The organism is Methylobacterium sp. WSM2598, from assembly GCF_000379105.1.
Lineage (GTDB): Bacteria > Pseudomonadota > Alphaproteobacteria > Rhizobiales > Beijerinckiaceae > Methylobacterium.
The window spans coordinates 2199587-2223051 of record NZ_KB900609.1; the positions used below are offsets into that span (position 1 = coordinate 2199587).

The window sequence follows — 23465 nt, forward strand, 5'->3', positions numbered from 1 at the left end:
CCAAGATGGGGGCGGATTCGGCCCCTGTCGCTGCGACAAAGCGGAACCGGGAGACAGGCTTGACGTTTGTAAGCTCAAGATCGGCCGCGGGCCGATGATCCGACCATACGAAAGGTTCGCGCCATGCTGGGTTGGGCGGTTACTTTCCTGGTGGTGGCCCTGGTGGCCGCGCTGTTCGGGTTCGGCGGGATCGCCGGGACGGCGGTCGAGGCCGCCAAGATCATCTTCTTCGTCGCGGTGGTGCTGTTCGCGATCTCGGCCATCGTCGGCCTGCTGCGCGGACGCTCCTCCACGCTCTGAGCCTCGGCCGCCGAAGTCGTCATCGGTTCGGCAGCCAGCAACGTGCGGGACCAGACCTGAACAGGTCTTGCCCCGCAACTGCGCGGGCGCGGGCCCAAGGGGGCCCGGGCCCAAGGGGCCCCGGGCCCAAGGGGCCCAAGGAGGCTTGCTCCGGGACGTCGTCGCAATATCAGCCCGACGATGGCGAGCCGGCCCCCGGCCCAGGATGGCCGGAGCCTCGTCGTGCGGGGGCGGACGAGCCGCGGCCGCGCGCCTCAGGAGTTCTTCGAGGTCTCGGCGGGCTGGTCGAGGCTGGCCAGCAGCTCGACGAAGCGCTCGGGAATCGGCTGCTGCACGAGCTCGTCGTACATGGCGCGAAGGTGGGAGCCGAGCCTGCCCTGAGTGAGTCGATCGAGCCCAGGCTGATCGGACCCGCCTGCGACCCCGTGGTCCGCCGGCGTCTGCGCGCCGCCCATCCCCTTGCCATCGATCATGCAAATCCCCTTCGCCCCGCCCCCGGGCAGACGGGCAGGGCGATACTGCGGCGCTTGTTGACCAACACGCGCTCTTGCGCCGACAACGCGTCCGGGCCGGGGCGGTTCCACGGAACCGGAACGATCGCGCGGGCGCGGCGTTGTGGATCAGGGTCTTCGCACGCGGACACCACTCTCAAGGGGAACTGAATGTCGACAGCACAACTCGTCGTGCAGCACCTGCCGTACCTGCGCCGCTACGCACGCGCGCTCACGGGCAGCCAGGTGGCCGGCGATGCCTACGTGGCCGCGACGCTCGAAACGCTCGTCAACGAGCCCGAAACACTGGGCCGCAGCGCGAACGTCAAGGCCGATCTGTTCAGGGTCTTCACGCGGATCTGGAACTCGTTGTCGGTGAACGGTCAGAGCGACCAGGTGCAGCACGACCTGCCCGCCGAGGTCCGGCTCGGCCAGATCACGCCCCTGCCGCGGCAAGCCTTCCTGCTCTCCTGCCTCGAAGGCTTCTCCGAGGAGGATGCCGCGACGATCCTGGGCGTCGACATCTCGGAGGTGCGCGACCTCGTCGACGAGGCGGGCCGGGAACTGGCCGCCGACATGGCGACCGAGATCCTGATCATCGAGGACGAGCCGCTGATCGCCATGGACCTGGAGGCCCTCGTCGAGGGGCTCGGCCACAACGTCACGGGGGTCGCCCGCACGCGGTCGGAGGCGATCAAGCTCGCCGAGGGCCGCAGGCCCGGCCTCATCCTGGCGGACATCCAGCTGGCGGACGGCAGTTCCGGCCTCGACGCGGTCAACGACCTGCTCAAGACCTTCGAGGTGCCGGTGATCTTCATCACGGCCTATCCGGAGCGCTTCCTCACCGGCGAGCGGCCCGAGCCGGCCTTCCTGATCGCCAAGCCGTTCCAGCCCGCCAACGTCTCCGCGGTGATCAGCCAAGCCCTCTTCTTCCAGCAGAGCGCCCGCCGCCGCGAGGCCAAGGCAACGGCCTGATCTCGCCCGGACCTCGCAGCGACACCTGCCAGGGCCGTCCCACCGGGGCGGCCCTTTGTCATGAGATGGTCTTGGGATCATCAGGTGGCTTTGGGATCATCTCGGGCGCTGCGTCGCTCCGACATAAAGAAACGGGCCGGATAGGCTCCAGCCCGTTCTGAGTTTCCGGCCGATGCACAAGGGGAATGCGGGGAGGACCAGGTGGCCGGGTTGCCTAATCAACGTCGCCCCGCCCGGCGGGGTTCCCGCGCCGGCGCGTTGATTTTCGGCGAGTGTTGCGGCGAGGCCGCATGCGCCGCCGGCGGGCGGCCTGCACATGGTCAACGAAGCGTGAAGGGCCTCACTCGGATCCGCCCCAAAAACTGTGCCGTTCGTGCACGGCCACACGGAACGACTGGGCCGGTCGCGACGTTATCGGATCGACGTGTCAAGCTTCGCTCCGAGGACCCGCGTATGCTTCGCGCTCACCTCTTCTTCAGCATCACCGCCCCGGCCGCGCTGCTTGCCCTGATCGCGCAGCCAGTGGTCGAACACTCGCTCGCGGCGATGGCCGGGCCGGCCAAGACCCCGGCTCAGCTTGTCAAGGGCGACCGGATCGCGCCACCGCGGCCGGCCGGCCTGCCGCAGAAGCCGGTGGCGGTCGAGATCACGGGGCTCGGGGCCGCGAAGGTCACGCTGCGCAACGCGGCGGGCGACGTGGTCTTCGAGACCGATTCTTCCGCCAACACCACGCTGGTGGCCCGGGACACGGCACTGCCGCACGTCACCCTGCGCACCCGGGAGGGCGTGCCGGTGGTGCAGCGGGCACCCGGCCCGCCGGCGGGCGAGGTCGGCACGCGCCGCACCATGCCGGAGGGCTGCGAGGGCGCGATCAGCGGCCTCGCCGGCCACGAGGCCCGGCGGCTGCTGCCGAGCCGCTGCCTCGCCCAGGCGGCTCCGGCTCCGGCCGCGGGCTGAGCCGCGGCCCCGCACGCGCGTTCATGGAGAGAGAGACATGCTCGGCTACCGCGAAATCGACGACCCGGCTCCCCCGCCCGCGGCGGAGCGCGTCCGGCGCGAGCCCGCGACCCTGCCCGAGGGCGAGCGCCTGGAGCGGCTGCTGGCCGGGCTGGTGGTCACGCGCCCGTCCGACGACACGGTCTGTCCGGCCCTGCTCAAGCGCAACCTGGTGGTGACGCAACTCGCGGCCTGAGGCCGCCCCCGGCGGGGCGAGGACGACACGGATACGGGCGCCGCGAGGTGCCCGTTTCGTTTGTCCGGCGAAGGTGAGGCGAGGCATGCCGACGCCGTGGCCCGGCAACCATGCCGGACCACGGCGAAGCGTCAGATGAGGTTCAATCCTCGCTCGAGCGGCCCGACCCGGAGGCCTGCCCACCCTTGCGCCCCGCGGACGAGGCGAGTTCGCGATCCTGGGAGAACGAGCGCTTTTCGGCGGGAACGCTGCGGCCGCCCTTGCTGGCGATCTCGCGCTGCCGCTCCATGTCCATCGAAGCGAAGCCGCGCTTCGAGGTCGAATTGCCGGTTGCCATGAATGCCTCCTTGGCCGGTGTCCTCGTGCTCTCAACCTTCAGCGCAAATGATGGTTCCTAATCCCCTTCGGCCCCGTCCCGGCCTGGGACGGCGGCGGGGGCGCCGGGGCCGGAACCGTGTCCCGGCGCTGACGTTCGCCCCGGTGCCGGTCCGGGCCGGAATCCCGCCCGGACCGGCATGAGCGGGCGTCGCCGACGCGGTGGCCGCGCCTCCGGTCGAGCCAGGAGCCTCCCCGATGACGAATCCCAACATGGTCCAGCGCCGCGCCGCCACGCAGCCCGACACCGCCCCGGCCCCCAACTGCGACGCTGTGCCGCCCGTGCCCGCGCCCGAGGACAGCCCTACGCCGACCACCGACCACGACCCGGAGGATTCGCCGCACGCCCAGGACCTCGTCGTCACGCGGCGGGCCGGCGGGCTGACGACCCGGAAGGAGTGAGGCCGGCCCGGGGGGCGCGGGACCCGCGCCCCGCGCGGAGCGGGCGGCGGGCGGCCCCGGCGCCGGCCCGGCCGGCTCCCGCTCCGGCCGGTCGCCGCAACGTGCCGGGGCGGACGTCCCGCCGGGCGCCGGGAGCGGTCCATCACAGCCTCTAGCGACTCCCGCCGGGTTCCCGCCTAGACTGAGCCGGCGCGGGAGGTCACGCTCGGTCGTTCGGGCAGGGACGTCCGGCCGGGCCGGGACCTGCGGAACGGCGCGGGCCGGCGGCCCGGCGGCGTCCGCCCGCTCCGCCCCGAACCGTCGGCGATCCTGCCATGCGGGTGCCGGCGCGGGGCGGGCGCCACAGGGACGGGGTCGTCGCGCGGAGCGGGCAGGAGCGGATGGACGGGGCAGAAGCGCTCAGACGCAACGGGGTCGCCGCGCCGGTGGCCGATCGGGCGACGCCGCGGGCCGCGCCCATGATCGGGACCGATCCGGAGGCGGCCGACGCGGCGGGCGGGCTCGACCGCAGCCTGTTCCGCTACATCTGGCGCCACTCGAAGCGCGACCAGATCCTGATCTGCGCCGTCGTGCTGGCCTCGCTGCCGCTCTACTTCGCGTCCCTCGACCTGCCGCGGCGCATCGTCAACGAGGCGATCCAGGGCCACGCCTTCGAGAAGGGCAACGCGACCGCCCACTTCCTCGTCCTGCGCCTGCGCGTGCCGGACTGGTTCGGCGGCGAGAGGGCGCTCTTCGACGGGTTCGAGGTCGACCGCTTCGAACTCCTGTTCGGGCTCTCCTCCCTGTTCCTCCTCCTCGTCCTGATCAACGGCGCCTTCAAGTACTGGATCAACGTGGCCAAGGGGGCGCTCGGCGAGCGCATGCTGCGGCGCCTGCGCTTCCAGCTGTTCTCGCTGATCCTGCGCTTCTCGCCCGAGTCGATCCGGCAGGCGAAGGCCTCCGAACTCGCCACGATCGTGCGCGACGAGGTCGAGCCGATCGGCGGCTTCATCGGCGACGCCTACATCCTGCCGGCCTTCCTGGGAACCCAGGCGGCCACCGCCATGGCCTTCATCCTGCTCCAGAACGTCTGGCTCGGACTGATGGCGGCCGCGGTCGTCGGCGTGCAATTCGTGGTCATCCCGCGCCTGCGGCGGGAACTCCTGCGCCTCGGGCGGCGGCGCCAGCTCGCCTCGCGCCGCCTCGCCGGGCGGGTCGGCGAGGTGGTGGACGGCATCGAGGCGGTCCACGCCAACGGGGCCGAGCCGTGGGAGCGCGCCGAGATCGGCCAGCGCCTCTTCGGCCTCTTCGACCTGCGCCTGCGCATCTACCGGCGCAAGTTCATGGTCAAGTTCCTGAACAACCTGCTCGCGCAGATGACGCCGTTCCTGTTCTACTGCATCGGCGGCTACTTCGCGCTCAAGGGCCAGCTCAGCATCGGCCAGCTCGTGGCGGTGATCGCCGCCTATCGCGACCTGCCGCCGCCCCTCAAGGAACTGATCGACTGGGATCAGCAGCGGCTCGACGTGCAGGTGAAGTACGAGCAGGTGGTGCAGCAATTCCTGCCGGACCGCCTGCTGCCGGCCGAGGTCCCGGGACGCGACACGCCCCTCATCGGCCCGCTCGAGGCCGACGACCTCTGGGTCAGGGAAGCGCAGGGCCCGCTCCTGGAAGGGGTCTCACTCTCCGTCACGCTGCCCCTGCGCCTGGGCATCGTCAGCGACGGCAGCCAGGCCGCGAGCGCCCTCGCGCGGGTCCTCGCCCACCGCCTCGCGCCGAGCCGCGGGCGGATCACGGTCGGCGGCCACGACCTCGGCGAATGGGGCTCGCTGGCGCTGGCGCGCCGCATCGCCTACGCCAGCGTCGAGCCCATCCTGTTTCCAGGGTCGCTGCGCGAGAACATCGTCTACGGGCTGCAGCGCCCGCCCGAGCAGGTGCCGCCGCCCGAGACCCTCGAGGACCGCCGCCGCCTCGCAGAGGCCCGGCGCACCGGCAACCCGCTGGCGAGCCTGTCGGGGGACTGGATCGACTACGCGCAGGCGGGCGTGCCGGACGCGGCGGCCCTGGACGGGGTGATCCTGGGCTGGCTGCGCCGCATCGGCATGGGCGAGGAGGTCTACCGGTTCGGCCTCCTCGGGCAGGTCGATCCGGAGCGGCATCCGAACCTCGCCTCCCGCATGATCGAGGCGCGCGGCGCGCTGCGGGCCCGGCTCGCCGCGCAGGGCATGGAGAACCTCGTCGAGCCCTTCGACCCGGAGCGCTACAACAGCCAGGCGACGGTGGGCGAGAACCTCCTGTTCGGCGTGCCGACCACCGCGAGCCTGACCGGGCGGGCCATGGCGGAGCACCCGGTCGTGCGCACCGTGCTCGACGAGCGCGGGCTCGCCGAGGATTTCGTCACCATGGGCGAGCAGATTGCCCAGACGATGCTGGAGATCTTCCAGGGCCTACCGATGGGCCACCCGCTCTTCGAGCAATTCTCCTTCCTGTCGGCGGACGAGCTGCCGGAATACGAGGCGATCCTGGCGCGCCGGACCGCCACCGAGGCCTCGGAGGCGCGCCACGGCTCGTCCTGGCTCGCGCGGGTCCGGCGTCGCTGGCTCGGGCTGGAGCGCTACGGCGGGGCGGACGCGACGCGGCTCATCGCCCTGCCGCTCGCCTATATCGAGCCGCGCCACCGCCTCGGCCTGCTCGACGACGCGCTGCGCGCCCGCTTGGTCGAGGCCCGCGCGGCACTGCGCGCGGCGCTCGCCGAGGCCGGCGAGGGCGGGGTCGAGTTCTACGAGCCGGACGCGGTCTGCGCGGCGGCCCCGCTGCGCGACAACCTGCTGTTCGGGCGGATCAACCAGTCGGCCGCGGACGCCGCCGCCGCCGTGACCGCCGCCATCACCGCCACGGTCGAGGCCATGAACCTCGCGGACGCCGTCGCCCGCGTCGGCCTCGACCACCAGGTCGGCCCGGCCGGGCGCTTCCTCACCGGCGGCCAGCGGGCGGCGATCAGCCTCGTGCGCGGCCTCGTGCGCCGGCCCGACCTCCTCGTCCTCGACGGCGCGCTCGGCCCGATGGGCGAGAACCGGGCCCGGGCGGTGCTGACGCTGCTGGTCCAGCATTTCGGCCGCGAGGGCAGCCTCGTCGCCGTCCTGCCCAACGAGCGCTTCGCCTCGCATTTCGACGTGGTGCTGCGGGCCCGGGGCACCTCCGTCGCCGCGGATGCGCGAACTTCCGGTTGAGGCCGGCCGCCCATCCGCCCCGGGGGGCTGGCGCCCGGACCCGCGCTGCGGCAAGGTCGGCGCGTCAGGGGCCGGGATGCGGGGCATGACGCTCGAGACCGAGGTGCAGTCGCTGCGCCAAGTGCCGATGTTCCGGGAGGTCGATCCTCCGCGCCTGAAGCTCCTGGCCTTCACCAGCGAACGCGTGCATTTCGCGGCCGGACAGAAGTTCTTCGACCAGGGCGACGCGGCGGACGCCGCCTACCTGATCCTGGAGGGGGAGGCCGCCGTCACCCTCGACCGCCCGATCGGGCCGATCCGGGTGGCGGTGCTCGGCGTCAACGCCCTCGTGGGCGAGATGGGCATCCTGGCCGATCAGCCCCGCTCGGCGACCGTGACGGCGGTGCTGCCCACCACGGCGCTGCGCATCGACCGCAGGGTCTTCCTCGAATTGCTGAGCCAGTTCCCGCAGATCGCCATCGCGGTGATGCGCGAACTCGCCCACCGCCTGGAGATGACGAACCAGCAGCTCGCCCAGAGCCGGTCGGGCTGAGGGCAGAGAGGGAGCGCGCCATGGATCTCGCCGCCGGCCTGCGGGGCCGCCACGTGCTCGTGACGGGCGCGTCGAGCGGCCTCGGCGCGCATTTCGCCCGGCTCTGCGCGCGCAGCGGCGCGGAGGTCACCGTGGCGGCGCGCCGCCGCGACCGGCTCGACCGCCTGGTCGAGGCCCTGCGCGAAGCCGGTGCCCCCCAGGCCTCGGCCGTGGCCCTCGACGTGGCGGATGCCGACTCGGTCGAGGCGGCCTTCGCGGGCCTCGACCGGCTGCCGGACGTGGTCGTGAACAATGCCGGCGTGGCGGAGGGCGGGCCCGCCCTCGACACCGACCTGTCGGTCTTCGACCGGGTGATCGCGACCAATCTGCGCGGGGTCTGGGCGGTGTCGGTGGCGGCGGCGCGGCGCTGGCGCGGCGCCGCGCGCGGCGGCGTGATCCTCAACGTCGCCTCGATCCTCGGCCTGCGGGTCGCGGGCGGCGTCGGCCCCTACACGGTCTCGAAGGCCGGGGTGGTGCAGATGACCGAGGCCCTCGCCCTCGAATGGGCCCGGTACGGGATCCGGGTGAACGCGCTCGCGCCGGGCTACATTGACACCGACATCAACCGCGACTTCTTCGCCACCCCGGCCGGCGAGGCGCTCGTCAGGCGGATCCCGATGCGCCGGCTCGGGCAGCCCGAGGATCTCGACGCCGCCTTCCTGCTCCTGGCGACCGACGCCTCCGCCTGGATGACCGGGGTGACGCTGCCTGTGGATGGGGGGCACCTCGTCTCGGGGCTGTGATCCGCTGTCCGGACGATCACGTCCGGCCGCGTCAGTTGGTGATGCGCCGCTGCGAATCGACCACCTTCTTGAACAGGCCCTTCATCGCGTCCGCGATCCCCTCCGAGGGGCTCACCGGCCAGTACAGGTCCGGCGACGCGCAGGCCGCCATGTTGGTGGCGATCTGGCTCGAGAACGGGGCGATCCAGGTATTGTACCAGCCGTTCGTCGGCAGCGGCAGGTAGGTGGTGTAGAGCACCGCGACCCGGATGCCGCGGTCCTTCAGGGCCTGGCAATTGGCGAGCGTGATCGGCTCCTGGCAGCGCCCGTTGGTGGTCGGCTTGGTGCAGGTGCTCGGGTAATTCGCGTCGGCCACCCCGTCGGAGACGAAGAAGACCACCTTCTGCGGGGAGGCCGCGCTGGCGCCGCTGCCGGGATTGGGCACCGCGCTGTTCAGCCGCGCGAAGATTCCGTCGAAGTCGGTGCACTGGTCGTTGTTGTAATTTTGGTAGGGCACCGTCATCAGGTCGAGCGCGCCCGCGTCGGTCTTCGAGGTGGAGAGATTGGCGGTCAGCGCGGAGACCTGGTTGAGCCCGATCCCGGAGCAGCTCGTCCCGAAGCTGTAGATCGCCATCCGGTACTGGCCCGCCGCGATCGCCTTGGCGCTCGCGGTGTCCATCAGCTGCTGGGTGGCGTCGCGCACCACGTCGATGCGCATCTTCACGCCGAGGTTCTTGGCCTTGGCGTAGTAGTCGTTCCCGCCCGCCGACATGTCGTGGCAGGCGAAGGCGCATTGGTCGGAGGTGTTGGCGACCATGGTGGCGATGTCGGCGGTGGTCGCCGCCACGCCCATCGACGGCGAATTGTCGAGGAGCAGGTAGAAATCCGTGAAGATCGGATTCGGCGAGGCCGCCGTCGCGGTGCCCCCGAAGGCGACCGTCGAGAACCCGGCGAGCCGCATGATTCCCGTGCGGATCGTGGCGCTGTAGGTGAGGCTCGCCGTGCGCACCCCGTCCGTCGTCGGGGCCGTCGCCGCGCGCGGGCTGGCCGAGACGTTCGGCAGCGCGGCGGCCGCGTCCGTGAACAGCTTGGCCATGGCGGCCTCGGCATCCGCCTGGCTCATCTTCATCCCCGCCGCGCTCACGGCGGCGAGGACCGCCTGGTCCGCGACGGCGTCGAGCTCCGTCCGGGCCTTCTGGTAGGAGGTGAAGTCGACCGCCGCCCCGACGAGCAGCAGCACCGGGACGAGGGTGACGACGAACATCATGCCGATGCTGCCGCTCCGGTCCGCCGCGAAGACGCGACGCGACCGGGTCACCCCGCGCCGAACCCATCCGCCCTCGGACCGCATCCCGGCCTCCACGCGCCCGCACGCCGGCGCCCCGGGGGCGCTTCCGTACAGGCGAGTCCTGACTCGGCACGGCTTTCGGAAAATTTAAGCCGTCCGCCGAATCGCCGGCTCATACACCAGCAGATCGGCACAGAATGCAGACGACCCGGGGACAAGATGTCTCTCGCCGATGGGGCAGCACTTATCGAGACGGAAGGCGGCTGGGTGGCGGCGACGCCTCGCGGGCGCCCGGGACCGTGCGGCGCGGGGCGGATGGCGGATGACGCGGCCGCGCGGGCGGGCCTCACGGCGTCGGATAGGTGATGAATTCCATCAGCGACCCGTCCGGATCGCGGAAATAGACGCTCAATCCCGGGCCGGCCGCGCCGTTGCGCGGCACCGGCCCGAGCTCCACCGCGACGCCGTGGCGCTCCAGGTGGGCGACGGCCTCCTCGATCGGCCCCGACCAGCGGAAGCACAGGTCGCTGCCGCCCGGCATCACCGGCAGGCGGGCGCGCGGCTCGCCGATCTGCCCCGGGCCGTGCACGTTGAGCTGCACGCCGCCGAAGCGGTAGGCGAAGCCGCGGCCGACCGGGACCGGCTCGGCGCCGAGCACGTCGCGGTAGAAGGCCGTGGCGCGGTCCCAGTCCGAGACGTGGATGACGCAGTGGTCGAGGTGGATCGCCGGGCGCAGGACGCCCTCGGTCAGCACCTCGGCGAGTTCGGGAAGCGGTTCGGGATCGGGCATCGGGACGTGCTCCGGGTCGAGGAGGGGGGGCGCCGGAGGGGGAGGGCGCCCGCTTGCGGCGAGAAGCGCCGGCCTCAGGCGACCTCGTGCTCGATCGCCCCGAACACCGAGTGGCCGCCGCGGTCCTTCACCTCGACCCGCAGGCGGTCGCCGGGCGCCAGGTAGGGCAGGCGCGCCCAGCCGGACGCGACGATCTCGGCGGCGCGCGCCTCGGCCAGGGAGGCGAAGCCCGCCCCGCCCTCGGCGACGGAGCGGCCCGGCCCGCCATCGATGCCGCGATTCGAGACCGGCCCGGCGCTCACGATGGTGCCGGCCCCGAGCGGGCGCAGGCGCGCCGCCTCGGCGATCAGCTCGCCGAAACCCGACCCGAGATCGGAGCCGGCCTCGGGGCGGCCGAGGAGCGCGCCGTTGCGGGTGACGCAGAGCGGGCGCTGGACCATGCCGTCCTGCCAGTCCGGCCCGAGCTCGTCGGGCGTCACCGCGACCGGGCCGAGGCTCGCCGCGAAGCCCGCCGCCAGGGGGCCGTCGAGGTCGAGCCCGTCCGGTTTGAGGCGGTCGCGGCGAATCACCTCGGTGACGAGCGTGACGAGCCGGACCGCGCCCGCGGCCTGCGCGGGCGCGGTGCCCTGGGCCACGTCGCCGGTGATCACGGCGAGGCCCGCGGAGACGTCGAGGGAGGCGGCGGGATCGGCCGGGAGCGTCGCGCGCGGGGCCAGGAACCCGTCCGAGGCCGCGTGGCGCAGGGGCGTGCCGGAATCGGACGGGGCCTCGGCACCCTCGGCTTGGCGCAGGAGCCGGACGTGCCCCGGCCAGGCGGCGGCGTGGCGGCGCGCGAAGGCCCGCGGCAGCGGCGCCGCGCAGGCGTGCTCGTGGAAGCGGAAGGAGGGGACGGAGCCGTGCTCCAGCTGCTCGGCCAGGGCCTCCAGGGCCGGGCCGTGGCGGTCCCACTCGTCGAGGGCCTGCTGCAGGGTCGGCACCACGATGAACGCATCGGTGGCGCGGGTGAGGTCCCGCGACACGACGACGAGGCGGCCGTCCCGGCCGTGCGCGAGGCTGGCGAGCTTCATGTCCTGTCCTCCCGGCCCCGCTGGCCGGGAGGCGCCGATGGCGTCGGCGCATCCCCCGGGGGCATGCGGCCCATCATGGACGGGTCCGGGAGCCGGCGCCAGCGCGGCCTCGGCGGCGGCGCCCCGGTCAGATCCGCCGATGGACGAGGTCGTGGATGAAGCCCAGCTTGGCGATGACCGGGGGCGCCAGCACGAAGGGATAGACGTCGTTGAGGCCCATCGCCCGGTTGACGCTGTTGAGCGCGAAGGTGACCGGCAGCCAGGTGCTGACCACCTGCTCGATGCTGTCGGCCCTGTAGGGGTCGAAGCCGATCCGGGCGGCGAGCGTCCCGGTCGCGTCGAGGAGCGGCTGGACCTGCATGCCGAAGGCGCTCGCCATCTCCAGCGTGTCGACGATGTGAAGGTAATGCGCCCAGGTCTCGGCGAAGTCCTCCCAGGGATGCGTCGTCGCGTAGGCCGAGACGAAGTTCTCCTGCCAGTTCGGCGGCACGCCCTCCGCGTAGTGGCGCTTCAGCGCCTCCTCGTAACTCTCGGAATCGTCGCCGAAGACGGCCCGGCAGGCGTCGAGCTTGCCGGCGTCGCGGACCAGCACGTCCCAGTAATGGTGGCCGACCTCGTGGCGGAAATGGCCGAGCAGCGTGCGGTAGGGCTCGCCCATCGCGGCGCGGCGGCGCTCGCGCTCGGCGTCGTCCGCCTCGACGAGCGCGATGGTGATGACGCCGTTGTCGTGGCCGGTCATCACCTTCGGGCCGTCCGCGGGCGGATCGGCCAGGAAGTTGAAGATCAGCCCGTGCTCGGGATCCTCCGCGCGGGTGTGGAGCGGCAGGTTCCAGCGCAGCAGGGTGTAGAACAGCCGGTGCTTGGCCGATTCCATCTTCCGCCACGCCAGGAGCCGGCCCGGATCGGAGATGTCCGGGATGGTGCCGTTGTGGCGGCAGGCGAGGCAGAACGCGTCGCGCGTGCCGGGCGGCACCAGCCAGTTGCAGGCGTCGTGCTCGGCATTGGTGCAGAACAGGCCGGGCCGGTCCGGGGCGGCGAGCGGCGTCCAGGACCCGTCGCCCACCGGCTCCAGGGCCGAGAGCGTGCCGGTCTCGGGCAGGTAGGCGAGCCGGTGCCCGCAGCGCTCGCAGGTGTGGTTCTCGTAGTACAGGATGTTGCCGCAGAACTGGCACTGGAACAGTCGCATCGGAGCCTCGCCGCCATGCAGGGCACCGCCCGACGACGCGGATGCCGGTCCGTCGAGGGCGGTGCCGTAAGGGTGGAAGCCCGGCGCGCCCCGGTTCCGGCGGGAACCGCGGGCGCGTCCGGGAAGCGGCCGCGGGCCGAACGGCCGAGCCTTGCACCCGTAACGGGCGGGCGGGCTTTGGGATCCCTCGGGCGGCGCTATATCGGCGGCGACGTCACAGGGACGGAGGAGCGCCCGCCGATGACCATGAATGGTGCCGAGAGCCTGGTCCGCACATTGGTCGCGGGCGGCGTCGAGGTCTGCTTTACCAATCCGGGCACGTCCGAGATGCACTTCGTGGCGGCCCTGGACCGGGTCGAGGGGATGCGCGCGGTGCTGTGCCTGTTCGAGGGCGGGGCGACCGGCGCGGCGGACGGCTACGCCCGGATGACCGACCGGCCCGCCTCGACGCTCCTCCACCTCGGCCCCGGCCTCGGCAACGGCATCGCGAATCTCCACAATGCCCGGCGGGCACGCTCGCCGATGGTCAACATCGTGGGCGAGCACGCGACCTACCACCGCGCCTTCGACGCGCCCCTGACCTCCGACATCGAGGGGCTGGCGCGGCCCGTCTCGGCCTGGCTCCGCACGGGGCTGAGCGCCCGGGAGGTGGCGCGGGACGGCGCGGCGGCGGTCGCCGCCGCCCTGACGCCGCCCGGCGGGGTCGCGACGCTGATCCTGCCCGCCGACACCGCCTGGGAGGAGGGAGGCGGGGTGGCGCCCGTGCCGGCCATCCCGGCGCGGGCGCGGGTGCCGGACGAGGCGATCACCCACGCGGCCGCGGCGCTCGCCAGCGGCGAGCCGGTGCTGCTGCATCTCGGCGACCGGGCGGTGCGCGGGGAGGGACGGCGGATCGCGGCCCGGATCGCGGCCCGGACCGGGGCGCAGCTCCTCGCCATGACCTCGAACGCCCGGATCGACCGCGGCGCCGGCAGCGTGCCGATCGAGCGGCTGCCCTACCCGGTCGATCCCGCCCGGGCGGTGCTCGCCCCCTTCCGGCACATCATCCTGGTCGGGGCGACGCTGCCGGTCGCCTTCTTCGCCTATCCGGGCAAGCCTTCCGCGCTGGCGGCGCCGACCTGCGACGTCTTCGCCCTGGCCGCCCCCGAGCAGGACCAGATCGACGCGCTGGAGCGCCTCGCCGAGGCGGTCGGCGCGCCGGCCGCGGCGGACCTCCCGGCCCCCGCCCGCCCGGTCCTGCCGGGCGGCGAGCGCCTCGACCAGGACAGCGTCGGGCAGGTGCTCGGTGCCCTGATCCCGGAGGGAGCGATCATCTGCGACGAGTCGATCACCACCGGCCGGAACTTCTTCCCCGTCACGCAGGGCGCTGCGCCCCATACCTGGCTGCAGCTCAGCGGCGGCGCGATCGGGCTCGGGATCCCGATGGCGACGGGCGCCGCCGTGGCCTGCCCGGACCGCAAGGTCATCGCCCTGCAGGCGGACGGCAGCGCGCTCTACACGGCGCAATCGCTCTGGACCCAGGCCCGCGAGGGGCTCGACGTCGTCACCCTGATCTGGTCGAACCGCTCCTACGCCATCCTGCGGGCGGAACTCGCGCATGTGGGGGCCAATCCGGGCCGCAAGGCCCTCGACATGCTCACCCTCGACGATCCGCCGATCGACTGGCCGAGCCTCGCGCGCGGCTACGGCGTCGAGGGCTGCCGGGTCGAGACCCTGCCGCGCCTCGTCGACGTCCTGACGCGCGCCCTCGCGCGGCGCGGACCCTTCCTGATCGAAGTGGCCCTTTGATTGAGAGGGGCGCACAAAACACGCCGGACGCGCAAAATCGCGCCGGCACTGCAGATTCTCTGGGTAAAGCCGGCAAAATTTCAGCAGAGCGTAACGCCGGCCGCGCGAGACATGGTTCGGTTCTGCGTGGAATTACGGTGACCATGGCGACCGATCCGACGGCAACCGACGCGCTGCTTCGCGGCTGGTCTTCCGCGCAGGCCGCCGCGCGCGGCCTGCCCTTCTACGAGGATGTGGTTCTCGGCAATCTCGGGCGGGCGGCGCCGCGCGCCGCCCTCGTGGCCCTGCCCGGCGAGGATCCGGCGCACGTGCTGTGGAGCGGCGAGGCCTTCGAGGCCTGGCTCGGGCGCCCGCCGCAGGGGGTCGCGGTCGCGGCGCTGGGGGAGGGCCTCGGCCATTCCCTCGGGGCGATCCTGCGGGACGCGCTCGCGGGCGGGCAGCCCGTGCGGGCGCGCTGCAACCAGGTCAGCGGCGGGATGGTGCTCTCCACCGAGATCCTCGGCCTGCCGCTGCGCGACCGGACGGGGGGCCGCTACGTCCTGCTCTGCCTGCTCGGCGAGACGAGCCGCACCAACCTCCTCAAGGCGATCCTGCGCGCCACCGGCCAGGGCATCCTGGCGCTCAGCGCCGTGCGGGACGAGGCCGGCGGCGTCGTCGACTTCCAGGTCGTGGCGCTGAACGAGGCCGCGGCCGCGATGATCGGCGGGCCGGCGGCGGCGCTGATGTGGCGGCGCCTGTCCGCGATCCTGCCGGGCCCCGTCGCCGAGGCCACCACGGGGCGCCTGCGCCCCATCGCCGGCGCGTCCGGGCGCCTGAGCTTCGAGGCGGCCTATCGGCGCGCGGACGGGGCCGTGCTCCACCTCAAGATCGAGGCCGCCTCCCTCGGGGATCACCTGGGCCTCACGCTGACCGACATCGGCGACGTCAAGGCGCGGGAGGAATCCGCCCGCCTGCTGTTCGAGACCAACCCGCTGCCGATGTGGGTGACGGACGAGGCCGGCCGCTTCCTGGCCGTGAACGACGCCGCGATCGGCCATTACGGCTACGCGTCGCCGGACTTCCTGCGCATGAGCCTGCGCGACCTCGCGGTCGCGGGCGGCGCCGGCAGCGGCGAGGCGCCCGCGCGCCACCGCCGCCGCGACGGCAGCGTGATCGAGGTCGCGGCCTATTCGCGCCGCATCCCCTTCGAGGGCCGGTCGGCGACGCTCACCGCCCTGGTGGACGTGACCGAGCGGCGCCGGGCCGAGGCGCGGATCACCCACATGGCGCATCACGACGCGCTGACCGACCTGCCCAACCGGGTGCTGTTCCGGCAGCGGATCGTGGCGGCCCTTGAGGCGCAGGCCCGGGACGGGCGGAGCGCCGGGCTGCTCTGCCTCGACCTCGACCGCTTCAAGCTCGTCAACGACACGCTGGGCCATCCGGCCGGCGACGAGCTGCTGCGCCAGGCCGCCCAGCGCCTCGCCTCCTGCGCGCAGGACGGCAGCGTGGCGCGGCTCGGGGGCGACGAATTCGCCCTGCTCGCGCCCGCGGACGGGCCGGAGGCGGTGATGGCGACGGCGCGGCGCGTCATCGCGGCGCTCGCGCAGCAGCCCTTCCTGGTCGCGGGCCAGGCCGTCCAGGTGGGCGCGAGCGTCGGCGTCGCGCTCCTGCCCGCCGACGGCACGGATCCGGACGTGCTGCTGCGCCGGGCCGACATGGCGCTCTACGCCGCCAAGGCGGCCGGGCGCGGCACCGCCGTCGCGTTCGAGCCGGCGATGGACGAGGCGATCCAGGCCCGCCGCATCCTGGAAGCCGACCTGCGCGCCGCCCTGGAGGCCGGCGCGCTTGAGGTGCACTACCAGCCGCTCCACGATTGCCGCACGCTGCGCATCCTCGGCTGCGAGGCCCTGCTGCGCTGGCGCCACCCGGCGCGCGGCTTCGTCCCCCCGGGCGAATTCGTGCCCCTCGCCGAGGATCTCGGCCTGATCGGCGAGCTCGGGGCCTTCGTGCTGCGCGCGGCCTGCCGGGAGGCGGCCGGCTGGAGCGTCCCGCTGCGCGTCGCGGTGAACCTGTCGCCCGCGCAGTTCCGCAGCCCGGGCCTCGCCCTCTCGGTGACGGCGATCCTCGCCGAGACCGGGCTCGACCCCCGGCGCCTCGACCTGGAGATCACCGAGACGGTCCTGCTCTCCGAGGACGCGGCGAACGTCGCGATCCTGAGCGAGTTGCGCGCGCTCGGCGTGCGGATCGCCATCGACGATTTCGGGACAGGCTACGCCAGCCTCAGCTACCTGCGCGCCTTCCCGTTCGACCAGATCAAGATCGACCGGTCCTTCGTCGGCCGCCTCGGCGAGGACCCGCAGAGTGCCGCCATCGTCCGGGCCGTCACGAATCTCGGCCGCAGCCTCGGCATCGTCACGGTGGGCGAGGGCGTCGAGACGCCCCGGCAGCTGGAGCAGCTGCGCGCCTTCGGCTGCGACGTGGTGCAGGGCTACCTTCTCGGCCGCCCGGTCCCGGCCGCGGCCCTGCGCCCGCTCCTCGCTGCCTGATCCGACATCCGACGGATTGCTTCGCCATGCGGATGTCGGCCTCGCTCAAGCGCCGCGGCCGTTCGGCTCGGATCCGGGTTCCGCGCCGGGGTCGCCGCCGGACGGGCGCTCGGCGGCGCGCTGCGGCTCCCGGGACACACACGCGGCCCGCGCGAGCGGCTAGGCAGGAGCATCCGACCGCCCGCCGAGGATCGCTCCCCGCCATGACGCCGCGCCGCCTGATCCCCCTCCTCCTGGCGAGCCTGTCGCTCGCCGCCTGCCAAGCCCGCGGGCCGGCCCAGGTGGCGGCGACCGGTGTGGCGGCGACCGACGAGGATGCGGCCTGGTACATCGGCACGATGCCCGACCAGCCCTTCGAGGTGCCGCTGGTCGACCGCGGCCGGATCGACCCGAAGTACCGGCGCCAGGTCGTGGCCTATGCGGGCCCCGAGAAGCCCGGCACGATCGTGGTCGATATCGACGAGCGCCTGCTCTACCTCGTGCAGGACGGGGGCGAGGCCATCCGCTACGGCGTCGGCGTGGGCAAGCTCGGCTTCTCCTGGAAGGGCACCGCCACGATCGGCCGCAAGGGTGTCTGGCCCGATTGGGGGCCGACCCGCACCATGGTCGGCCTCAACCCGGACCTGCCCCGCTCGCGCAAGGGCGGGCTCGACAACCCGCTCGGGGCACGCGCCCTCTACCTCTACCAGGGCGGGCGCGACATCCTCTTCCGCATCCACGGCACCAACGAGCCCTGGAGCATCGGCGAGCAGATGTCCTCGGGCTGCGTGCGCATGCTCAACGAGGACATCGTCGACCTCTACGGCCGCGTGCCGGTGGGGACGACCGTCCTGGTGAAGCGGCACGGCCGGTACCGGGTCTGAGATTCCGGGACCCGCGCGCCGGCCCCGGCGCGGCGCGGAGCAGGGCCCCCGCCGCCCGCGCGTCAGGTGCGCGGCGCACCGTTCAGCTTGCGTTGTGCCTTGGGATGGTCCAACCCCGGCGACGCGTGGGGTCGCAACCCGGACAAACGGACGAACACGATGGCGAAGTGGGTCTACACCTTCGGCGACGGCAAGGCCGAGGGCCAGTCGTCGATGCGCAACCTGCTCGGCGGGAAGGGCGCGAACCTTGCCGAGATGTCGAATCTCGGGCTGCCGGTGCCCCCGGGCTTCACGATCACGACCGAGGTCTGCACCTACTTCTACGACCACGGGCGGGAGTACCCGCCCGAGCTCAAGGATCAGGTCGACGCCGCCCTGGAGGCGGTGGGAGGGCTCACCGGCCGCCGCTTCGGCGATTCCGAGACGCCGTTGCTGGTCTCGGTCCGCTCCGGCGCCCGGGCCTCCATGCCGGGCATGATGGACACGGTGCTCAATCTCGGCCTCAACGACGTCACCGTCGAGGCGCTGGCCCGCGGCGCGGGCGACCCGCGCTTCGCCTACGACAGCTACCGGCGCTTCATCACCATGTACGCGAACGTGGTGCTCGGGGTGGAGCACCACACCTTCGAGGAGGCGCTCGAGCACTACAAGGAGACGAAGGGGCTCGAGCTCGACACCGACCTCTCCGCCCAGGACTGGAAGCACCTGATCGGCGAGTACAAGAGCATCGTGAAGCGCGAGCTCGGGCAGGACTTCCCGCAGGACCCGCAGGCCCAGCTCTGGGGCGCGATCGGGGCGGTGTTCGGCTCGTGGCGGAACCCGCGCGCCAACAAGTACCGCGAATTGCACGCCATCCCGGAGAGCTGGGGCACCGCGGTCAACGTGCAGGCCATGGTGTTCGGCAACATGGGCGACACGTCCGCGACCGGCGTCGCCTTCACGCGCAACCCCTCGACGGGCGAGCGCGCGCTCTACGGCGAGTTCCTGATCAACGCCCAGGGCGAGGACGTGGTGGCGGGCATCCGCACCCCGCAGGACATCACCGAGGCGGCCCGGATCGAGTCCGGCTCCGACAAGCCCTCGATGGAGCGGGCGATGCCGGAGGCCTACGCGGAGCTCGTGCGCATCTACGGGCTGCTGGAGAAGCACTACCGCGACATGCAGGACATGGAGTTCACCGTCGAGAACGGGAAGCTCTGGATGCTGCAGACCCGCAACGGCAAGCGCACCGCCAAGGCGGCCCTGCGCATCGCCGTCGAACTCGCCGGCGAGGGGCTCATCACCCGCCAGGAGGCGATCGGGCGGGTCGAGCCGGCCTCGCTCGACCAGCTCCTGCACCCGACCATCGACCCGAAGGCCGAGCGCCGCGTGATCGCGACCGGCCTGCCGGCCTCGCCGGGGGCGGCCTGCGGCGAGATCGTGTTCAACTCGGAGGAGGCCGAGGCGGCCAGGAAGGCCGAGCGCAAGGTCATCCTGGTGCGGGTCGAGACCTCGCCCGAGGACATCCACGGGATGCACGCGGCGGAGGGCATCCTGACCACCCGCGGCGGCATGACCTCGCACGCGGCCGTGGTGGCGCGCGGGATGGGCAAGCCCTGCGTCTCCGGCGCGGGCGCGATCCGCGTCGACTACAACGCCCGCACCCTCTCGGTCGGCGGCGTGACTCTGAAGGCCGGCGACCTCGTCACGATCGACGGCTCCAACGGGCAGGTGATCCAGGGCGAGATGCCGATGCTGGAGCCCGAACTCTCGGGCGACTTCGCCACCCTGATGGGCTGGGCCGACGAGGTCCGCACCATGAAGGTGCGCGCCAATGCCGAGACCCCGGCGGATGCGCGGGCGGCGCGGACCTTCGGCGCCGAGGGCATCGGCCTGTCGCGCACCGAGCACATGTTCTTCGACGAGGGCCGCATCACGGCCGTGCGCGAGATGATCCTCTCGGACGACGCCGAGGGGCGGCGCGCGGCGCTCGCCAAGCTCCTCCCCTACCAGCGGGCGGATTTCGTCGAGCTCTTCACCATCATGTCGGGCCTGCCGGTGACGATCCGGCTGCTCGACCCGCCGCTGCACGAGTTCCTGCCCAAGGAGGAGGAGGTCGCGGCCTTCGCCGCCGAGACGGGCCTGCCGGCCGACAAGCTGCGCCGCCGCATGACCGAGCTGCACGAGACCAACCCGATGCTCGGCTTCCGCGGCTGCCGGCTGGCGATCCTGTTCCCGGAGATCGCCGAGATGCAGGCCCGCGCGATCTTCGAGGCCGCCGTCGAGGCCGCCACGCGGACCGGAAAGCCCGTCATCCCCGAGGTGATGGTGCCCCTGGTGTTCACCAAGGCCGAGTTCGACCTCGTCAAGGCGCGCATCGACGCCATGGGCAAGGCCGTGGCGCAGGAGACCGGCGCGTCGGTCGAGTACCAGGTCGGCACGATGATCGAGTTGCCGCGGGCGGCCCTGCGGGCCGGCGACATCGCGCAGACGGCGGAGTTCTTCTCCTTCGGTACCAACGACCTGACCCAGACGACGCTCGGCATCAGCCGGGACGACGCCGGCACCTTCCTGGGGCCCTACACGAAGAGCGGCATCCTCTCCTCCGACCCCTTCGTGTCGATCGACCAGGAGGGCGTGGGCGAACTGGTGCGGCTCGGGGTCGAGCGCGGCCGGGCGGTGCGCCCGGGCATCAAGCTCGGCATCTGCGGCGAGCACGGGGGTGACCCCGCCTCGATCGCCTTCTGCCAGGAGGTCGGCCTCGACTACGTGTCCTGCTCGCCCTACCGGGTGCCGATCGCCCGGCTCGCCGCCGCCCAGGCGGCGCTCTCGATCAGGCCGCGCGGAGAGGCCTGATCCGACATCCGACGGCTTGCGTCGCCAGGCGGATGTCGGCCTGCCTCACGCACCGCGCGGGCTTCTCAGACGCTGTCCGGACGTGATCGTCCGGACAGCGGATGACGCCGTCCGGCGCCTCGCCGCTCGGGCGCGGCGCCGCCGTTAACGCCCGCTCAACCATACTTCCCGATCATCGTCCCCGGCCGTCACGCGGCTTCTGGCGCAACAGCCGTGGGATCGGAACGTGGGAGCAGGGCGCGGGAGAAGAGGGCGAGGCGTGCGCTGGATCGGCGCCGCGACGGCGCCGTGGCTCGTGGCCGGGGGGGTCCTGGTCTCGTTCACGGCGGCGGCCGGCGTCGACTCGTCCTTCGGGGCCAGCACGGTGGCGCTCCTCTCGGCCCACGCGTCGCCGCCTCTCCCGCCAAGCGGGCTGGTGCCGCCAAGCGGGCTCTTCGCCGAGCCCCTCGACGCGGCGCCGCTGCATCCCGACCTCAAGTCCCATGCCGGGCCGTCGCCGCTGCCGCAGCGCGCGGCCAAGGCGGACGCCCTCGCGCCTGGGCGCCAGGAGAGCGCGCGGCGGCGCCTCGCTTCCCTGCGCAGGGGCTGGCTCGGCGGCGCCGGGAGCGGCGTCGCCGCCGCCCTGACGCCCGGGCCGGCCACCTGGACGCCCGACCCCGACGAGACCGGCTTCGTGCCGTTTCCACCGGGCGGGAGCCCGCCGGTGGGCGGCGAGCGGCCCTCCGAGAGTTCCCCGTCGAGCGCCGCCAGCGACGAGACGCGGGGCGCCTCGACCGGCGGGCGGACCCAGGACGCCCGCCAGGACGGCGCCACCCCGGCGGTGCCCCGCGCCGTCGCATTGTCCTCGACGACGCCGGCCCCGGCGGACGCCATCCCGATCGAGGTCGCGGCGGCCCCGGTCGTGGGCGGGCTGCCGTCCTCGCGCCTCGACGCGCGCCCCGGCCTCACCCATGCGGCGCGGATCAGCCCCGAGGTGCTGCCGACCGAGGAGGCGCGGCGCCGCTACGCGGCCCTGATCACGCCCGACAATGCCGAGAAGGAGCAGCGCTGCCTCGCCGAGGCGGTCTATTTCGAGGCGCGCGGAGAACCCGAGCAGGGCCAGGCGGCGGTGGCGCAGGTGGTGCTCAACCGCGCCAAGAGCGGGCTCTACCCGTCCAACATCTGCGGGGTGGTCTACCAGAACCGGCACCGCTACCTCGGCTGCCAGTTCTCCTTCGCCTGCGAGGGCCGCTCGCTGCGCATCACCGACGAGAGCGCCTGGACCACCGCGACGCGCGTGGCCCGGGAGGTCGTCGAGGGCCGCACCTACCTCGCCGATGTCGGCGGGGCGACCCATTACCACGCCGACTACGTCCGCCCGCGCTGGTCGCGCCGGCTCAAGAAGATGGACGTGATCGGCCGTCACATCTTCTACCAGCTCAAGCCCGGCCAGACCTGAGGGCCGGCGGGGCGGCCCTGCAGGTGCGGCGCGCGGCGAAGTCGGTCGCGCCGCGCCGAAGCCCGTCGCGCAGCCCTCCCGGGCCGAGGCCGCCGGGGACCGGGCAGGCGGCTCGCAGGCACCCGCGCGGTGAGGCGCGGCCCCCGCGCGGCTCGCGCCGCCCTCGCGGCGAGGCGAGAGCGGCCGAAAGGCCTACCGGAAGGAGCGCTCGGCATTGCCCCGCCGCGGGCGCGGACCGGCCGATCCGGTCAGCGAAGCGGTGGCGGGCCGCTGCGCCCGAGGCGCGAGGCCGATCGTTCCTTACGAAACGTAAGGAAACGCGCCTTATGCGTATTTCCGCAAGGAACGTGGCTAGTCTCAAGGTCGGCCCCGGCATCGCCGCGGCGGTCGTCATCCCAAGTCGGGCCAGATCCGCGCAGCGCCGTTCCGCGAGGACGGCGCCCGACCCGTGTGCTGTCGATCTGCCGAACAGGGGACAATCATGAGGCTCGCAAGGCTGCTTCCGACGATCGTACTCGCGCTCGCCCTGCTCGGCTGCGGGCTGGCGCTCTGGATCGGCCTCGGACACCAGCATCACCTCGACACCTACGCCGTCACCCTGACCCGGCTGAAGGCCGCCAAGGCGCTCGCCGACATCCCGGCCGCGGCCAATCCGGAGCGCGGCCTCATGCAGCTGCAGCTCGGCACCGTGGCGCCCGGCGACACCTCCCAGAGCCAAGCCCTGATCGACGCCCGCAAGCCGGCCGACGCCGCCTTCCGGGCCGCGCAGGCCGCGGTCGGGCAACTCGTCGAGGCGCTGCCTGAACTCGCGCCCGTTCGGGCCGAACTCGACCGCCAGCGGGAGGTCTTCGCCGACCTGCGCCGACGCAGCGAGGAGATGATCCGCGGCGTGCCGATCGCGCAGCGCGGCAACGCCGCCGAGGCCGCGATCGACACCACGAGCCGGATGAACGAGGCGATCATCGGCATGATCCACGCGCAGCTGGCAGCGATCGCGCAGGTCGACGGCGTCGCCTTCGGCGCCGGCGATCTCGCTCTCACCGTGTGGGAATTGCGCGACGTGGCCGGGCGCATCGGCGGCATCCTCCAGAACCTGATCGTCCAGGGCAAGCCGGTGCCCGAGGCGACCCGCACCACGCTCACCCAGCTGGACGGGCAGCTGCACCCGATCTGGACCCGCATCGCCGCGACCGGCGCCCGCCCGACCACCGCGCCCGCCCTGCGCGAGGCGATCCGGCAGGCCACCGCCGGCTACCACGAGCCCTTCAAGGCCCTGCGCGCCTCGCTCGGCACGGAATTCGCTACCGGCCAGTTCAGCATGGATGCGCCGCGCTTCCGCGAGGTGACGCTCAAGATGTGGCGGATCGTGCTGGAGGCGCGCGACGCCGCCTTCGACAGCGCGATCGCGCGGATCGAGGACCTCTCGGCCCGGGCGCGGTCCGAGG

The 23465-nt window shown here is 73.1% G+C and carries 19 protein-coding genes; 13 read left to right on the top strand and 6 right to left on the bottom strand.

Annotation, left to right across the window (positions count from 1 at the left end):
- Window positions 1-123 precede the first annotated feature (123 nt).
- The gene (locus MET2598_RS38980; RefSeq protein ID WP_012332572.1) at window positions 124-300 is read left to right on the top strand and encodes a DUF1328 domain-containing protein; all 177 of its coding nucleotides are present in this window, start codon (window positions 124-126) and stop codon (window positions 298-300) included.
- A 254-nt stretch (window positions 301-554) separates the two neighbouring features.
- Here the strand turns inward: MET2598_RS38980 and MET2598_RS0110335 are convergent, their stop codons facing one another.
- Window positions 555-773, bottom strand: a complete 219-nt coding sequence (locus MET2598_RS0110335) for a NepR family anti-sigma factor (protein ID WP_012332571.1) — start codon at window positions 771-773, stop codon at window positions 555-557.
- A gap of 189 nt (window positions 774-962) precedes the next feature.
- Here MET2598_RS0110335 and MET2598_RS0110340 point away from each other — a divergent pair, with 189 nt between their 5' ends.
- The 3 genes from MET2598_RS0110340 (at window position 963) to MET2598_RS0110350 (ending at window position 2958) form a co-directional block, all read left to right on the top strand.
- Entirely contained in the window at window positions 963-1766 is an 804-nt protein-coding gene (locus MET2598_RS0110340) for a response regulator (protein ID WP_012332570.1), read from the top strand.
- Window positions 1767-2219: 453 nt separating this feature from the next.
- A complete protein-coding gene (locus tag MET2598_RS0110345; RefSeq protein WP_018260784.1) occupies window positions 2220-2723 on the top strand; it encodes a hypothetical protein in 504 nt (167 codons plus the stop codon).
- A 37-nt stretch (window positions 2724-2760) separates the two neighbouring features.
- Complete coding sequence (locus MET2598_RS0110350; protein WP_012332568.1) at window positions 2761-2958, top strand: hypothetical protein; 198 nt, start codon at window positions 2761-2763, stop codon at window positions 2956-2958.
- A 142-nt stretch (window positions 2959-3100) separates the two neighbouring features.
- Here MET2598_RS0110350 and MET2598_RS0110355 read toward each other — a convergent pair whose 3' ends face one another.
- Window positions 3101-3295, bottom strand: a complete 195-nt coding sequence (locus tag MET2598_RS0110355; protein ID WP_012332567.1) for a general stress protein — start codon at window positions 3293-3295, stop codon at window positions 3101-3103.
- A gap of 236 nt (window positions 3296-3531) precedes the next feature.
- Here MET2598_RS0110355 and MET2598_RS0110360 point away from each other — a divergent pair, with 236 nt between their 5' ends.
- From MET2598_RS0110360 to MET2598_RS0110375, 4 genes are all read left to right on the top strand, one after another.
- Window positions 3532-3735, top strand: a complete 204-nt coding sequence (locus MET2598_RS0110360; RefSeq protein ID WP_012332566.1) for a hypothetical protein — start codon at window positions 3532-3534, stop codon at window positions 3733-3735.
- Window positions 3736-4049: 314 nt separating this feature from the next.
- Window positions 4050-6944, top strand: a complete 2895-nt coding sequence (locus MET2598_RS0110365) for an ABC transporter ATP-binding protein/permease (protein ID WP_018260785.1) — start codon at window positions 4050-4052, stop codon at window positions 6942-6944.
- An 85-nt stretch (window positions 6945-7029) separates the two neighbouring features.
- Window positions 7030-7476 (top strand): Crp/Fnr family transcriptional regulator, encoded by a 447-nt coding sequence (locus tag MET2598_RS0110370; protein ID WP_018260786.1) that lies wholly within the window; start codon window positions 7030-7032, stop codon window positions 7474-7476.
- A gap of 20 nt (window positions 7477-7496) precedes the next feature.
- The gene (locus MET2598_RS0110375; protein ID WP_018260787.1) at window positions 7497-8258 is read left to right on the top strand and encodes an SDR family NAD(P)-dependent oxidoreductase; all 762 of its coding nucleotides are present in this window, start codon (window positions 7497-7499) and stop codon (window positions 8256-8258) included.
- A gap of 31 nt (window positions 8259-8289) precedes the next feature.
- Here the strand turns inward: MET2598_RS0110375 and MET2598_RS0110380 are convergent, their stop codons facing one another.
- The 4 genes from MET2598_RS0110380 to MET2598_RS0110395 all read right to left on the bottom strand — a co-directional run bounded on the left by MET2598_RS0110380 (window position 8290) and on the right by MET2598_RS0110395 (window position 12568).
- On the bottom strand, window positions 8290-9588 hold the full coding sequence (locus MET2598_RS0110380) for a pilus assembly protein TadG-related protein (RefSeq protein WP_012332562.1): 1299 nt from the start codon (window positions 9586-9588) through the stop codon (window positions 8290-8292).
- Between the two features lie 283 nt (window positions 9589-9871).
- On the bottom strand, window positions 9872-10315 hold the full coding sequence (locus MET2598_RS0110385) for a VOC family protein (protein ID WP_018260788.1): 444 nt from the start codon (window positions 10313-10315) through the stop codon (window positions 9872-9874).
- A gap of 74 nt (window positions 10316-10389) precedes the next feature.
- A complete protein-coding gene (locus tag MET2598_RS0110390; RefSeq protein WP_012332560.1) occupies window positions 10390-11382 on the bottom strand; it encodes a fumarylacetoacetate hydrolase family protein in 993 nt (330 codons plus the stop codon).
- Between the two features lie 127 nt (window positions 11383-11509).
- Window positions 11510-12568: a zinc-binding metallopeptidase family protein gene (locus MET2598_RS0110395; protein ID WP_018260789.1), complete on the bottom strand. Its 1059-nt coding sequence runs from the start codon at window positions 12566-12568 to the stop codon at window positions 11510-11512.
- Between the two features lie 240 nt (window positions 12569-12808).
- Here MET2598_RS0110395 and MET2598_RS0110400 point away from each other — a divergent pair, with 240 nt between their 5' ends.
- The 5 genes from MET2598_RS0110400 (at window position 12809) to MET2598_RS0110425 (ending at window position 22020) form a co-directional block, all read left to right on the top strand.
- Window positions 12809-14356 (top strand): acetolactate synthase large subunit, encoded by a 1548-nt coding sequence (locus MET2598_RS0110400; protein WP_018260790.1) that lies wholly within the window; start codon window positions 12809-12811, stop codon window positions 14354-14356.
- 143 nt (window positions 14357-14499) lie between these two features.
- Entirely contained in the window at window positions 14500-16884 is a 2385-nt protein-coding gene (locus MET2598_RS0110405; protein ID WP_018260791.1) for a putative bifunctional diguanylate cyclase/phosphodiesterase, read from the top strand.
- Window positions 16885-17087: 203 nt separating this feature from the next.
- On the top strand, window positions 17088-17747 hold the full coding sequence (locus MET2598_RS0110410) for a L,D-transpeptidase (RefSeq protein WP_018260792.1): 660 nt from the start codon (window positions 17088-17090) through the stop codon (window positions 17745-17747).
- A 159-nt stretch (window positions 17748-17906) separates the two neighbouring features.
- Window positions 17907-20582, top strand: coding sequence for a pyruvate, phosphate dikinase (ppdK, locus tag MET2598_RS0110415; RefSeq protein ID WP_018260793.1), 2676 nt, complete (start codon window positions 17907-17909; stop codon window positions 20580-20582).
- A 259-nt stretch (window positions 20583-20841) separates the two neighbouring features.
- Window positions 20842-22020 carry a cell wall hydrolase gene (locus MET2598_RS0110425; protein ID WP_018260795.1) on the top strand — a complete coding sequence of 393 codons (1179 nt, stop codon included), beginning with the start codon at window positions 20842-20844 and terminating at the stop codon, window positions 22018-22020.
- The last annotated feature ends 1445 nt before the right edge of the window (window positions 22021-23465 follow it).

Bases quoted from the DNA above. Each gene is read 5' to 3' on its own strand.
- MET2598_RS38980 (WP_012332572.1), top strand. From the start codon at position 124: ATGCTGGGTTGGGCGGTTACTTTCCTGGTGGTGGCCCTGGTGGCCGCG.
- MET2598_RS0110335 (WP_012332571.1), bottom strand. From the start codon at position 773: ATGATCGATGGCAAGGGGATGGGCGGCGCGCAGACGCCGGCGGACCAC.
- MET2598_RS0110340 (WP_012332570.1), top strand. From the start codon at position 963: ATGTCGACAGCACAACTCGTCGTGCAGCACCTGCCGTACCTGCGCCGC.
- MET2598_RS0110345 (WP_018260784.1), top strand. From the start codon at position 2,220: ATGCTTCGCGCTCACCTCTTCTTCAGCATCACCGCCCCGGCCGCGCTG.
- MET2598_RS0110350 (WP_012332568.1), top strand. From the start codon at position 2,761: ATGCTCGGCTACCGCGAAATCGACGACCCGGCTCCCCCGCCCGCGGCG.
- MET2598_RS0110355 (WP_012332567.1), bottom strand. From the start codon at position 3,295: ATGGCAACCGGCAATTCGACCTCGAAGCGCGGCTTCGCTTCGATGGAC.
- MET2598_RS0110360 (WP_012332566.1), top strand. From the start codon at position 3,532: ATGACGAATCCCAACATGGTCCAGCGCCGCGCCGCCACGCAGCCCGAC.
- MET2598_RS0110365 (WP_018260785.1), top strand. From the start codon at position 4,050: ATGCGGGTGCCGGCGCGGGGCGGGCGCCACAGGGACGGGGTCGTCGCG.
- MET2598_RS0110370 (WP_018260786.1), top strand. From the start codon at position 7,030: ATGACGCTCGAGACCGAGGTGCAGTCGCTGCGCCAAGTGCCGATGTTC.
- MET2598_RS0110375 (WP_018260787.1), top strand. From the start codon at position 7,497: ATGGATCTCGCCGCCGGCCTGCGGGGCCGCCACGTGCTCGTGACGGGC.
- MET2598_RS0110380 (WP_012332562.1), bottom strand. From the start codon at position 9,588: ATGCGGTCCGAGGGCGGATGGGTTCGGCGCGGGGTGACCCGGTCGCGT.
- MET2598_RS0110385 (WP_018260788.1), bottom strand. From the start codon at position 10,315: ATGCCCGATCCCGAACCGCTTCCCGAACTCGCCGAGGTGCTGACCGAG.
- MET2598_RS0110390 (WP_012332560.1), bottom strand. From the start codon at position 11,382: ATGAAGCTCGCCAGCCTCGCGCACGGCCGGGACGGCCGCCTCGTCGTC.
- MET2598_RS0110395 (WP_018260789.1), bottom strand. From the start codon at position 12,568: ATGCGACTGTTCCAGTGCCAGTTCTGCGGCAACATCCTGTACTACGAG.
- MET2598_RS0110400 (WP_018260790.1), top strand. From the start codon at position 12,809: ATGACCATGAATGGTGCCGAGAGCCTGGTCCGCACATTGGTCGCGGGC.
- MET2598_RS0110405 (WP_018260791.1), top strand. From the start codon at position 14,500: ATGGCGACCGATCCGACGGCAACCGACGCGCTGCTTCGCGGCTGGTCT.
- MET2598_RS0110410 (WP_018260792.1), top strand. From the start codon at position 17,088: ATGACGCCGCGCCGCCTGATCCCCCTCCTCCTGGCGAGCCTGTCGCTC.
- ppdK (WP_018260793.1), top strand. From the start codon at position 17,907: ATGGCGAAGTGGGTCTACACCTTCGGCGACGGCAAGGCCGAGGGCCAG.